This window comes from Weissella coleopterorum (genome assembly GCF_011304355.1).
Taxonomy (GTDB): domain Bacteria; phylum Bacillota; class Bacilli; order Lactobacillales; family Lactobacillaceae; genus Weissella; species Weissella coleopterorum.
Genome location: NZ_CP049888.1, coordinates 1,077,970 through 1,090,203, shown reverse-complemented (window position 1 = coordinate 1,090,203; position 12,234 = coordinate 1,077,970). Strand labels below are relative to the sequence as shown.

Annotated in this window: 11 protein-coding genes; all 11 read left to right on the top strand. The window is 38.4% G+C overall.

Features of this window, described 5'->3' with window-relative positions:
* Nucleotides 1–96 precede the first annotated feature (96 nt).
* The 11 genes from G7084_RS05555 to G7084_RS05505 all read left to right on the top strand — a co-directional run bounded on the left by G7084_RS05555 (nucleotide 97) and on the right by G7084_RS05505 (nucleotide 12,233).
* Nucleotides 97–1,149 carry a helix-turn-helix domain-containing protein gene (locus tag G7084_RS05555; RefSeq protein WP_166010805.1) on the top strand — a complete coding sequence of 351 codons (1,053 nt, stop codon included), beginning with the start codon at nucleotides 97–99 and terminating at the stop codon, nucleotides 1,147–1,149.
* Nucleotides 1,150–1,186: 37 nt separating this feature from the next.
* On the top strand, nucleotides 1,187–2,623 hold the full coding sequence (locus G7084_RS05550; RefSeq protein WP_166010803.1) for a RecQ family ATP-dependent DNA helicase: 1,437 nt from the start codon (nucleotides 1,187–1,189) through the stop codon (nucleotides 2,621–2,623).
* Between the two features lie 83 nt (nucleotides 2,624–2,706).
* A complete protein-coding gene (locus tag G7084_RS05545) occupies nucleotides 2,707–3,255 on the top strand; it encodes a hypothetical protein (protein ID WP_166010801.1) in 549 nt (182 codons plus the stop codon).
* A 200-nt stretch (nucleotides 3,256–3,455) separates the two neighbouring features.
* Complete coding sequence (cmk, locus tag G7084_RS05540) at nucleotides 3,456–4,133, top strand: (d)CMP kinase (RefSeq protein ID WP_166010799.1); 678 nt, start codon at nucleotides 3,456–3,458, stop codon at nucleotides 4,131–4,133.
* A gap of 198 nt (nucleotides 4,134–4,331) precedes the next feature.
* Nucleotides 4,332–5,627 carry a 30S ribosomal protein S1 gene (rpsA, locus tag G7084_RS05535; protein WP_166010797.1) on the top strand — a complete coding sequence of 432 codons (1,296 nt, stop codon included), beginning with the start codon at nucleotides 4,332–4,334 and terminating at the stop codon, nucleotides 5,625–5,627.
* A 195-nt stretch (nucleotides 5,628–5,822) separates the two neighbouring features.
* Complete coding sequence (gene der, locus G7084_RS05530) at nucleotides 5,823–7,133, top strand: ribosome biogenesis GTPase Der (protein ID WP_166010795.1); 1,311 nt, start codon at nucleotides 5,823–5,825, stop codon at nucleotides 7,131–7,133.
* Between the two features lie 202 nt (nucleotides 7,134–7,335).
* Nucleotides 7,336–7,608: an HU family DNA-binding protein gene (locus G7084_RS05525; RefSeq protein WP_166010793.1), complete on the top strand. Its 273-nt coding sequence runs from the start codon at nucleotides 7,336–7,338 to the stop codon at nucleotides 7,606–7,608.
* Nucleotides 7,609–7,879: 271 nt separating this feature from the next.
* Complete coding sequence (locus G7084_RS05520; RefSeq protein ID WP_166010791.1) at nucleotides 7,880–8,845, top strand: GRP family sugar transporter; 966 nt, start codon at nucleotides 7,880–7,882, stop codon at nucleotides 8,843–8,845.
* Nucleotides 8,846–8,947: 102 nt separating this feature from the next.
* The gene (locus G7084_RS05515) at nucleotides 8,948–9,763 is read left to right on the top strand and encodes a Cof-type HAD-IIB family hydrolase (RefSeq protein ID WP_166010790.1); all 816 of its coding nucleotides are present in this window, start codon (nucleotides 8,948–8,950) and stop codon (nucleotides 9,761–9,763) included.
* Between the two features lie 321 nt (nucleotides 9,764–10,084).
* The gene (gene lplA, locus G7084_RS05510; protein WP_166010788.1) at nucleotides 10,085–11,083 is read left to right on the top strand and encodes a lipoate--protein ligase; all 999 of its coding nucleotides are present in this window, start codon (nucleotides 10,085–10,087) and stop codon (nucleotides 11,081–11,083) included.
* Between the two features lie 13 nt (nucleotides 11,084–11,096).
* Complete coding sequence (locus G7084_RS05505) at nucleotides 11,097–12,233, top strand: thiamine pyrophosphate-dependent dehydrogenase E1 component subunit alpha (protein WP_166010786.1); 1,137 nt, start codon at nucleotides 11,097–11,099, stop codon at nucleotides 12,231–12,233.
* Nucleotide 12,234: the final 1 nt, after the last annotated feature.

The following is a 12,234-nucleotide window of genomic DNA, read 5'->3' as shown; positions in this document are numbered from 1 at the left end:
GAATCCTTTTTGTATAATGAAGTGATATGATAAAAAATGTTCACAAATTTTGGGTTAAATTCATTGGAATTAGGCGATCAATGTTGGAGGGATAAAATGACACCGGAATTTTTATTAATGTGTTTTGATACACAGCAACCCCGAAGACAACGCGTTATTTTTGGGTTATTAACGAATCATTTAACGGTCTCGACTGCGTTTAATGGGCTAGCGTACCAATTGTTGGCGTTAATTAATTTGCACCCACAATTGACTAAAGAACAGTACGATCAAATGTTGCGACAATTGGTTGAGCAAAACGCGATTCAAGAAATTGAACCGGGAATGTTTTTAATAACAGAACAAGGTTCAATTATTTTTCAACAAGCTAAGTTATTGCATTACTATCCAGAGTGCTTCATACAAAGCGGTCATGCCAATATTATTGATTTTAGAAATGCGTTTCTACTTGCTAATCAAGTGATCTCAGAACATTCATTTAAAAATAAAAAATATTATCCAGTTTTAAATAATTTGATATTACGTGATCTAGTTAAACAATGGTTTCAAGTCCAAAAACAAACTGATTTAATTTTCAATTGGGTGCAAGAATTACAAAATTTTTTAAAAACTTTACCTGAAATGGACGCGAATCGATTAGCTAATACTTGGACGGGGCATCAACAACCGGGATTGCGCCCCGATCAATTAATGTTTCCAGCAACTTGGAATGAAGCTGATATCTATTATTGGGAAATCGATCAATATGCAAAAATGGCGCAATATTTAGAGCAGGTGGGAGAACAGCAAAGCTTAAAACAGCTATGGCAACCTTTCATGAAAACACAACATTTGAGCTCTTCGATGTGGCAAACTTATCAAGTTTATACTCAAAAAATGTCAATTGAACGAATTAGTAAAATTAGAAATTTAAAAATTGGAACAGTTCGTGAACATTTGCTATCTGCGGCAGTATTTATGCCGCTTGAGCAATTTAATTATCAATTATTGTTGACGCCTCCATTAATTAGTTATTTTGAAGAACATTTGCAAGGTAACCCTGAAAGCTGGGCTTTTCAAGCCGTGCGCTTGACGGGTGATCCCGATGAGTTTTTTTATTTTCGTTTGTATCAAATCCAACAAGTTAAGCAAAATTTATTAAAGGGATAATATGGACTTGGGGGCACTAAAGATAAGGGTGATTAAAATGCTGAATTTACAAACAGAACTAAAAGCATATTTGGGATATACGCGTTTTAGGCCAGGACAAGAAGAGATTTTAAACGCGTTGTTACAGCAGCGTTCCGCATTAGCAATTTTACCCACGGGGGGTGGTAAAAGTTTACTTTATCAAATGATGGGACATTTGCGTCCTGGTTTGGTGATCATCATTTCGCCGTTGCTATCGTTGATGCAAGATCAGGTCGCACGATTAAACTATACGGGTGAAAAGCAAGTTGTCGCGTTGAATTCGACGTTAGATCGAAAGGAACGACAACAAGTTTTACAACAATTACATACATTTAAATTTCTTTTTATTTCACCTGAAATGTTAGCTGACGACCAAGTACAAACACAATTGCAAAATATTAACATCAATTTATTAGTCATTGATGAAGCACATACGATGTTAAGTTGGGGACCTGACTTTCGTCCAGAATATTTAAGGTTACCGCAACTGCACGAAAAGTTGCAACGCCCACAACTATTATTATTGACAGCTACGGCCACGCCAGCGATGAGCCAGCAAATGCTTGATTTATTTAGACTGAAGCGCCCGGATACGTTCGTTTATCAAACTTCGATTGATCGGGCAAATATTTTTCTCAATACTGAAAAATTAAGCAATGAAACGGAGAAGGAGGGGCGCTTAACGCAACTAGTGGAACGTCTAAAAGGTCCGGGGATTGTTTACGTGTCATCACGTAAATTGGCTAATTCGATGGCGCGACGGTTAACAGTCGCAACTGGGTTAAGAGTGGTTGCATACCATGCTGGTTTAGATTACTATACGCGATACCGGATTCAACGGCAGTTTATGCTGGACCAAATTGATGTAATTATTGCTACCTCTGCATTTGGGATGGGATTAAATAAATCAGATATTCGCTACGTGATCCATTATCAACTCAGTAGTGATTTGACCAACTATCTACAAGAATTTGGACGGGCGGGTCGAGATGATCAACCGGCTTTAGCTATCTTACTATATGCGCCTGGGGATGAATTATTGCAATCGTATTTTATTGATTTAACCCTACCAGAGCCGGCGACTGTCGCATTAATTTCTAAAAAAAGTAGCAATACCGAAAGTATCAATGAAAATCAAGTCAATTTGGTTAAGTATTACCTAGAGCAAGGACAAACAGTGACGCAAATCAATCAACAATTTGAAAAGCGCCGCCAACAAAGGTTGTTAGCACTTAATCAATTGGTTAAATATATCAATTTAGAACAAGGGCTCAGACGATATATTTTAGAGGCCTTTCAGGATGAAAGTGAATTTAAGGTGGATCAAGAAGCTGCCAATCAACCGGTTGATTGGCAAAAATTTGCCCGTCAAAAGCCGATTGTAACGGAATCTGATTTCGATCAAATGCAACCGTGGTCAGATAAATTACGGCAACTGTTTAATATAAAGTAAAGACCTACCTAAAAAGCTTCCCTTTGGGGGACCATTTATGGTAATTTAATAACATTAAAACTGTTGTGGAGGTTTCCAGCAAAATGGATGATCAAAATAAGCCTTGGGAAACGTCATTTGACAACCAAGAAGATACTGTAAAAAAATATTCACGTACGGCGAATCGCAAGAAAACAAAACGGGTAAGTTTAATTGTAGGATTATTGGTGACTTTAATTTTGGTACTTTCATTTGTACCGGTTTATAGTTATCTAAAGGAGTTAAATAAACCTAGTCAAGCTAATCAAGGGACCGCTGTATCTGCACTTGACCATAATCAGACGAAAACTTCAGTTTCAAAAGTAGATGGTCAAACAAAGGCCGAAAAAGCGAAACTAAAAAAGCAAAAAGAAGCGGAAGCCAAGGCCACGTCTGAAAAGGAGGCTGCAAAAGCCTCTGAGGAGCAAGCAGCTAAGGAATCATCTGAAAAAGCTGAGAGTACTGTGAAAATGGAATTGCCATCTGATCGGCCAACGTTATTTGGTTTTGCAGCAGCTCATAATATTTCTGTAGATCAATTGTATTCATTAAATCCTGGATTGACGGCGGATAACTATACCCAATGGGTGGGAAAAGACGTTAAAATCAAGTAAAAGATATTTGTGAATTTTTAATTTTGGTGCTTAATTTAAGTGCCATTTTTTATTAAGCATGGAATTTCTTTAAAGGGTAGGTGGGCTAACCACAGAATGATCGGGCATGATTAATGAATTTATGCTAATATGAACAACTGGAATGAAATAAGTTTTCGGGCTTTATTTTGAATTATTAAACATTGTTAGGTGAGATTAAGATGAATGAATTACAAATTGCAATTGATGGACCAGCTTCAGCAGGTAAATCGACAATTGCTAAAATTTTAGCAACTGATTTGAAATATGTTTACGTTGATACAGGGGCGATGTATCGTGCCATTACTTTTGCTGTTTTGACGCAGAATGTGAATCCCAAAGATGAAGTTGCAGTTTCTGCAATGGTCCCGGAATTGGAGATTAGTTTTGCACCAGGCAATCCTGTCCAAAAAGTTTTTTTGAACCGCCAAGAAATTACCACAGAAATTCGGAGTGTTGAAGTAACTGCCAATGTTTCGCTTATTTCATCGTATGCGGTTGTTAGGACGGCTATGACGGCATTACAACGGAAGATAGCTGCAGATGGTGGGGTTGTGATGGATGGCCGTGATATTGGAACAACCGTCCTTCCGGCAGCACAAGTTAAGATTTTTTTAATTGCGTCTGTCCATGAACGTGCATTACGACGATATAAAGAAAATCAAGCCAAAGGAATGCCGGAAAGTTTGGCTGAAATTGAAGAAGCAGTTCAAAAAAGAGATCATCTGGATTCGACGCGTCAAATTAGCCCGCTGAAAAAAGCTGTAGATGCTATTGAAGTCGATACCACTGGTCTATCGATCCCCGAAGTAGTCCATGTTATTAAAGAAATAATTCACCAGCAACAGGCGGTAAACTAATTCCTGGGATTAATCAAAATCAGTGATCGCTAAAACAAATAAAATAGTGTAAAATAAAGAGGTTGAATGTTTAGTTACTTTCAGCAGCTTTAAATTAAAAAAATTTAAAAAGTCACACGAAAACACTGGAAATTGAGGACAGTTTATTTTATAATGGACTGTATTATCACATTCGTGTGACCAGGAGGAATTATTGTAATGAACGAAGAAAACAACGAGCTATTGGCTGCACTTGACGCACAACCTGATGTAAAGGTTGGAGATGTTGTCACTGGTGAAGTTTTGGCGATTGATGATGCTCGTCAAGTTGTAGTTGGTATTGATGGCGCTGGAGTTGAAGGTGTAATCCCTGCCCGTGAATTAACTACTGATCGTGATGCTGATGTTAACGACCTTGTAAAGGTTGGAGATAAAATTGAAGCAGTAGTTAAAATGCCTATTACTTCAGAAAAAGAAGGATACTCATGGATCCTTTCAAAGCGTCAATTAGAAGCTCGTCGTGCTTGGGAAGAAATCGCAAGCAAGTACAGCGAAAATGACATTGTTGAAGCTCCTGTTACGCAAGTCGTTAAGGGTGGATTAGTGGTTGACGTTGCAGGTGTACGTGGATTTATCCCTGCCTCAATGATCGAAAACCGTTTTGTCCAAGACTTGAACCAATACAAGGGTCAAACTGTTAAGGCACAAATCATCGAGATTAATGTAGCTGAATCACGTTTGATCTTGTCACGTAAGGCTGTTTTGTCAGCTGAACGTTCAGAAGCTTTGAAGCGTGTCTTTGAAGAATTGGCTGTTGGTGACGTTGTTGAAGGTAAAGTTGCTCGTATGACTAACTTTGGTGCCTTTATCGACCTTGGTGGTGTTGATGGATTAGTTCACGTTTCTGAAATTTCATACGAACGTGTTTCACAACCATCAGATGTTTTGTCAGTTGGACAAGAGGTTAAGGTTAAGGTTTTGGGATTGGATCCTGAAAAGGAACGTATCTCATTGTCAATCAAGGCTACTCAACCCGGACCTTGGGATGCTGCTGCTGAAAACGCACCCGAAGGAACTGTTCTTGAAGGAGTGGTTAAGCGTGTCGTTGATTTCGGTGCCTTTGTGGAAGTATTCCCTGGTGTTGAAGGATTGGTTCACGTTTCACAAATCTCACATCAACACGTTGAAAACCCTTCAGATGTTTTGAAGGCTGGAGATAAGGTTCAAGTTAAGGTTCTTGATGTTAATCCTGAACGCCAACGTTTGTCATTATCAATTAAGGCTTTGACTGAAGCTCCTGCTCGTGAAGCTGGAGAAAGCAACGATGGAGAACGTCGTAGCAATAACAATAACAGCTCAAGCAACAACAACCGTCGTGGTGGAAACAGCAACAACGGTGGTGGACGTCGTAACAATAACAGTCGTCGTGATTCAGCACCTATGAATTACTCAACGACTGAAGAAGAAGGTAACGCAACTTTGGGTGACTTGTTCAACTTGAAGGACTTCGACTAAAATTAAGTGCATTAAAAAATTTATTAGTGATTTATTATTAATAAATATTTTTGAAATCAATCCTTTAATAGGATTGATTTTTTTATTAAAAATATTTGTAAAATGAATTAGTGACTTCTTAGAAGAATGCCAAGGTTTAATGGTATAATTAACGTTATTATATAAAAAGCAAATTAGCAGAAAAGAGGTGGCGAAATGGCCTACCCAGTCGTAGCAATTGTAGGACGTCCGAATGTTGGAAAATCAACGATTTTTAACCGAATTGCGGGAGACCGAATTTCAATTGTTGAAGACACACCAGGTGTGACTAGAGATCGAATTTATACCCGAGCAGAGTGGTTAACGCACGAGTTTCGCTTAATTGATACTGGTGGAATTGAAATGAGTGATGAACCATTCATGAGTGAAATTAAGCAACAAGCTGAAATCGCTATGGATGAAGCTGATGTGATTGTCTTTATGGTTTCTGGTCGCGAAGGTTTAACTGAGGCCGATGAACAAGTGGCAAAAATGCTCTATAAGACCAATAAACCAGTTGTATTAGCAGTTAACAAAGTTGATAATTTTGAGATGCGTAGTGAAATTTTTGACTTCTATGCCCTTGGATTCGGAGAACCATTCCCTATTTCTGGTTCTCACGGAACTGGGTTGGGTGATCTTATGGATGAAATTGTTAACAATTTTCCTGCTGATGCTGGCATTCCAGATGATGATACGATTCGATTCTCATTCATCGGTCGACCTAATGTTGGGAAATCATCATTAGTGAATGCAATGCTAGGCGAAGAACGAGTTATCGTTTCTGATATTGCTGGAACAACACGTGATGCGATTGATACTAAATTCGTCACTGAGAACGGCGACCAGTTTACGATGGTCGATACTGCTGGAATCCGAAAGCGTGGTAAGGTTTATGAGAATACTGAAAAGTATTCTGTCATGCGAGCAATGCGGGCGATTGATGATTCTAATGTGGTATTAATGGTTTTGAATGCGGAAGAGGGAATTCGTGATCAAGATAAACACGTTGCTGGATATGCCCATGAGGCTGGACGAGCAGTGATTATTGTGGTCAATAAGTGGGATACTTTAGAAAAAGATAACCATACGATGCACGAATTTGAGGAATTAATTCGGACCGAATTCCAATATTTGGCCTACGCACCAATTGTCTTTGTATCGGCTAAGACGAAACAACGGTTGGATAAGCTTCCAGAGATGATTAAGCAGGTAAATGATAATCATCAACGTCGCATTCAATCTTCAACCTTAAATGAAGTCGTGATGGATGCATTGGCCTTGAATCCAGCTCCAAATCGTAATGGTAAGCGATTGAGGGTTTACTATGCAACACAAGTTTCAATTCAACCACCAACATTTGTGGTCTTTGTAAATGAGCCGGAATTAATGCACTTTTCTTATGAACGTTTCTTGGAAAATCAAATTCGAAAAGCGTTTGATTTTGAAGGAACGCCTATTCATATTATTAAACGGGCACGGACATAAAATTACATTAAATTTGTATGTATACAATCAAAAATGGGCTAAATATTAAAAAAGTGTTATAAAAGGCGCTGTTACGGCGTTTGATTCATGAAAACGCTTGTTATTGCGTTCAAATTATGATAAATTTAATATCGACATAAAGTGAGTTTGACTTATTTTATGATTCAAAAATTGTAATCTCACATATCAGGAGGATAGTCGCATGGCTAACAAGCAAGATTTGATCAACAAGGTAGCGGAAGCTGGTTTCTCAAAGAAAGATGCAACAACTGCTGTTGATGCTACTTTTGCCGCAATTCAAGAAGAATTAAGCGCTGGTGAAAAAGTTCAATTGATCGGTTTCGGTACTTTCGAAGTACGTACGCGTGCTGCTCGTAAGGGACGTAACCCACGTACAAACGCTGAAATTGATATTCCAGCATCAAAGATTCCAGCATTTAAGCCTGGAAAGGGATTGAAGGACGCAGTTAAGTAATTAACTTATCATTCAATCCAAAAAGAGTGAGCCTATCTAGACTCGCTCTTTTTTAATATTTATAATAAAAATTAATTAAATAAACCAATTAAAAAAAATAATGTTTAAATGGTTAAACGATTTAACTTGAAGCGTATACCAATTTGAAATAAATTTACAATTTAAGCATTTATTCCAAAAATGATGCAATAAATTTACAAAAGTGAACGCTTACATTCGTTTATGTGGTACAATTTTTAACATAATATAATTGGAAATGGGGAAATATAAAATGCAAGCATCATTATTAATTGCATTAATACCAGCTTTAGCGTGGGGTGCAACTGGGATCGTTACAACTAAAATGGGTGGATCAGCTGGTCAACAAAGTTTAGGAATGACCTTTGGAGCATTGATTTTTGGAATTCTAACCTTAGTCTTGTATGTTATTCCGTCTGCGGGGTTTGATTTTGCAATGAATCCACGTTTGTGGGTTGTTGGCTTTGTCTCAGGCTTATTTTGGGCGGTTGGAACCGCTGGTCAATTTATTGGCTTTAAGAAAATGGGTGTTTCAGTTGGGAACCCTATTTCAACGGGGGGACAAATTGTATCAAATGCTTTAATGGCAGCAGCTGTTTTAGGGGAGTGGACGACAGGCAAGATGTGGTTGTTTGGTTCATTGGCCATTCTAAGTGTGGTAGTTGGAGCAATTTTAACTTCGTTGCCAGATGCTAAGACGCCGAAAGTGGAAAATCCTAATTACGATTTTAAGGCAGGGTTACTAGCCATGCTGATTTCGACGTTAGGTTTTATGATGTATTTTGTGCTACCAAATCTTCTATTTAAATTGGGATATATTTCATCTGCAATTCATGGAGCTCCAAATGGAAATGGTTTGTATTACATGACTTCCGTCGTGGGACCGCAATCGATTGGGCAAGTTTTGGGTGCATTTATCATTGTTATTTTCTTTTTGAAAGAACGTTCAATTATGTTTGAACTGCCCACTTGGCGAAATATTGTGACGGGATTAGTTTGGGCAGTCGGAAATGTCTTTATGTTTGTTTCGGCTGCGAATCCTGCAGTGGGACAGGCTGTGGCAACTACCCTTTCTCAAATGGGTGTGGTCGTGGGTGTTTTTGGCGGTATTTTCATTCTTGGGGAGAAGAAATCGAAGCGACAATTGGTTTATGCTGTCATTGGTTCGCTCTTAGTTGTCCTAGGTGGTATTATGATTTCAAATTTGAGCATTTTCTAAATTTTGAACGGGCTATGCTATAATTAATTTTAGTTAAATCGAAGTGAGACTTTCAAGAATTAAAGCTTGAATGATTTGGAAACGGTAAAGGAATATAGCAAAATGAATAATATAAAAATTATATCAATTGATATTGATGGGACTTTGTTGAATGATCAACACGAGGTTACCTCGGATGTTAAAGTTGCGATTCAAACAGCAATGAAGCAAGGCATTAAGATTGTGATTACAACTGGTCGTCCGCTATCTGGAGTGCAACCTTTACTGGATGAACTGGAGATTAATGGAAATCAGCAATATGTGGTCACCCATAACGGTGGTTTAATGCAAACGGCGGATGGTCATGAAATTCTATTTGCTTCTGCGTTAACTTTGACCGAATGGTCTGAAATTCATCAATTTATGCAGCGGGAGAAGATTTATCTCCAAGCTGAAGACCAGAATCAAGCCCACACTACAGCTAAATTGGTTGATCCTTGGGCTAGTTATGAAAATTACTTAGTCAATCTTCCGTTACATGTTTATGAACATGATACTGATCTACGGGACGTTAACTTGATTAAAGCGATTGCAAATGCTGATGCGAAAGAATTAGATCGGGTCCAAGCAATCATTCCAGAAACCATCAAAAGCCAAGTTACTGTTATTCGATCAACCGCCAATAATTTAGAATTTGTGAATAAGAAGACTTCCAAAGGAAATGCGCTTCTTGCCCTTGCACAACATTTAGATGTTAAGATCGAGCAAACAATGGCCATCGGTGACCAAGCCAATGACGCTACGATGATTAAAGCGGCCGGTTTAGGTGTTGCAATGGGGAATGCTATTCCTGATATTAAGCAATTAGCGAATGTGATTACAGAAGATAATAATCATTCAGGAGTTGCTAAAGCGATTAAAGCTTATGCATTAAATTAAAAATAACCAAATTAATAAATTAATATATGATATGCAGAGAACCAGATTAGTTTTATAACTAGTCTGTTTTTTTTAGGCATAAAACGAAAAATTAAATTCATCACATATAAACACTGCCGAGTAAGGATATCTTGGGTAAGATACCTTGATTGTTAAAGTAGTGTATGTGTTTAATAAGTGAAAATATCAACAAAAACGAGGCCAGTATAATGATCACCAAAATACTTCAATTTTATCGTAATGTACCTATTTATATGTGATATACTAAAAATGTACGAAAGAGTAAGCGCTTTCATTAGTGCGTGCAAAGGAGTGCTAAACATGAGGTATATTAATTATTTAGGTCAGGATGCCTATGAGAACATTGCGATGGATAGTTGGTTATTGGATCATTTAAAACCTACTGAACCTGTCTTTGCTCTTTGGCAAAATAAACGCGCCGTGATTGTTGGTCAGAATCAAAATACTTTTGGTGAAATTAATCAAGAATACATTGATCAAAATCAAATCCAAGTCGTCCGACGTGTTTCAGGAGGTGGCGCAGTCTATCATGATTTAGGAAATATCTGTTTTACATTCTTTGTTCCAGTTAAACAGAGTAGTTCAGTAAACTTTAAACAATTTGTCCAGCCAATGTATGAAGCCTTACGTTCGTTAGGAATTCAGGCTGAAATCACGGGACGAAATGATCTAGAGGTGGCTGGAAAGAAAATTTCTGGTAATGCGCAGCGTTACGCAGGAGGTTACCTCATGCACCATGGAACTTTACTTTGGGATACAGATGTAGATGCGATGGTTCATTCATTAAATGTTGCCGATGAAAAGTTTATTTCAAAGGCAGCTAAGTCCGTTCGAGCCCGAGTTGGCAACATTAAAGACTATGCACCGCAAGATTTGACAATTGAAAAATTTATTGAGGCACTACGATACTATCTAACTAATAAAGGTCAAGATGGTGAATTGGTATTGTCTGAGGAACAGTTAGCTGGAATCAAAGACTTACGTGATCATAAATTTGCGACATGGGATTGGAATTATGGTCATAGTCCAAAATTTGATTTTGAGAATCACGCCAAATTTGCGGGTGGTAGTATTGATGTGCAAGTTAACGTTGATCAAGGAAACATTCAGGAAATTAATTTTAAAGGTGATTTCCTTGGTGTTAGGGATTGGCGTGAAATTAAGGATCAATTTATTGGCGTACCATTTGACAGACGAGTAATTGAGAATGTCTTGATCGCCAATCAAGATTGTCAATATTTTGGAGGAATCCAAAATCAGGAATTGGCAAGCCTCTTTGTTGGTGACCGGGAAGATTAGAAAGGAGCCTGAAATGGCAAATATGACAGAGCAAAATGCAAAGGTTTTAGATTTTGATTATCAAATTCAGCAACAAGATGAGGCTTTTCCAACCCTCCAGATATTGAATAATGCTGGACAACTGGTTGATGAAGAAACTTTTAATCAATCTGATATTAGTGATGATGACCTAGTCGCTATCATGCAGCGCATGATTTTGAGCCGGCAACTAGACATTCGCTCCACAAAGCTTGCTAAGCAAGGACGCTTTGGATTCTTCGCACCAACGGCGGGACAGGAAGCTTCACAAATGGCTTCATCATACGCATTCAAAGATGATGATTGGTTGTTCCCTGGCTATCGTGATATTCCAGAAATTGTCGTCAAAGGATGGCCAATTTGGAAAGCGATTTTGTGGTCACGGGGACATGCCAAAGGGAACGAAATGACAACTGAGGATGGTAAGCCTGTAAACGCTTGGATGCCACAAATTATCATTGGAGCGCAATATGTTGAGGCAGCTGGAACGGCATTGGGTCTAAAAAAACGGAAGCAGGATGCTGTTGCGTACACATATACAGGTGATGGTGGTTCTTCACAGGGAGATTTCTACGAAGGAATTAATTTTGCATCTGCATACAAAGCGAATGCAGTCTTCTTCATTCAAAATAACGGGTATGCCATTTCAACTCCGCGTAAGTTACAAACAGCTGCTCAGCACTTAGCGGCTAAAGGTTGGGCATCCGGCTTGCCAAGTATGGTTGTTGATGGAAATGACCCATTGGCCATGTATTTAGCTGCCAAGAAAGCACGGGCTTGGAGTGTAGCTGGTAATGGTCCTGTTTTGATTGAAACTCTTACTAATCGATTGGAACCACATTCAACGGCTGGGGATGACCCGTTACGCTATCGAGAACAATCAGATATTGATGAATGGTGGAAGCGTGAACCTTTGATTCGAATGCGTCAATTTATGACGGATAAAGGAATTTGGGATGAGACAAAGGAACAAGCATACGTTGATGAAGTTAATGCATTGATTGATGATCAAATTAAAATTGCTGATAATATTGAAAAACAAAAAATTTCGGACTTCATCAAAAATACCTTAGAAGTTCCAAGTCAAGCGATGCAAGAGCAGATTGATAAGTTTGAAAGTGAGGGAAAGTAGT

What these genes read in the sequence shown, in the direction of transcription:
- G7084_RS05555 (WP_166010805.1), top strand. Translation starts at nt 97, where the DNA reads ATGACACCGGAATTTTTATTAATGTGTTTTGATACACAGCAACCCCGA.
- G7084_RS05550 (WP_166010803.1), top strand. Translation starts at nt 1,187, where the DNA reads ATGCTGAATTTACAAACAGAACTAAAAGCATATTTGGGATATACGCGT.
- G7084_RS05545 (WP_166010801.1), top strand. Translation starts at nt 2,707, where the DNA reads ATGGATGATCAAAATAAGCCTTGGGAAACGTCATTTGACAACCAAGAA.
- cmk (WP_166010799.1), top strand. Translation starts at nt 3,456, where the DNA reads ATGAATGAATTACAAATTGCAATTGATGGACCAGCTTCAGCAGGTAAA.
- rpsA (WP_166010797.1), top strand. Translation starts at nt 4,332, where the DNA reads ATGAACGAAGAAAACAACGAGCTATTGGCTGCACTTGACGCACAACCT.
- der (WP_166010795.1), top strand. Translation starts at nt 5,823, where the DNA reads ATGGCCTACCCAGTCGTAGCAATTGTAGGACGTCCGAATGTTGGAAAA.
- G7084_RS05525 (WP_166010793.1), top strand. Translation starts at nt 7,336, where the DNA reads ATGGCTAACAAGCAAGATTTGATCAACAAGGTAGCGGAAGCTGGTTTC.
- G7084_RS05520 (WP_166010791.1), top strand. Translation starts at nt 7,880, where the DNA reads ATGCAAGCATCATTATTAATTGCATTAATACCAGCTTTAGCGTGGGGT.
- G7084_RS05515 (WP_166010790.1), top strand. Translation starts at nt 8,948, where the DNA reads ATGAATAATATAAAAATTATATCAATTGATATTGATGGGACTTTGTTG.
- lplA (WP_166010788.1), top strand. Translation starts at nt 10,085, where the DNA reads ATGAGGTATATTAATTATTTAGGTCAGGATGCCTATGAGAACATTGCG.
- G7084_RS05505 (WP_166010786.1), top strand. Translation starts at nt 11,097, where the DNA reads ATGGCAAATATGACAGAGCAAAATGCAAAGGTTTTAGATTTTGATTAT.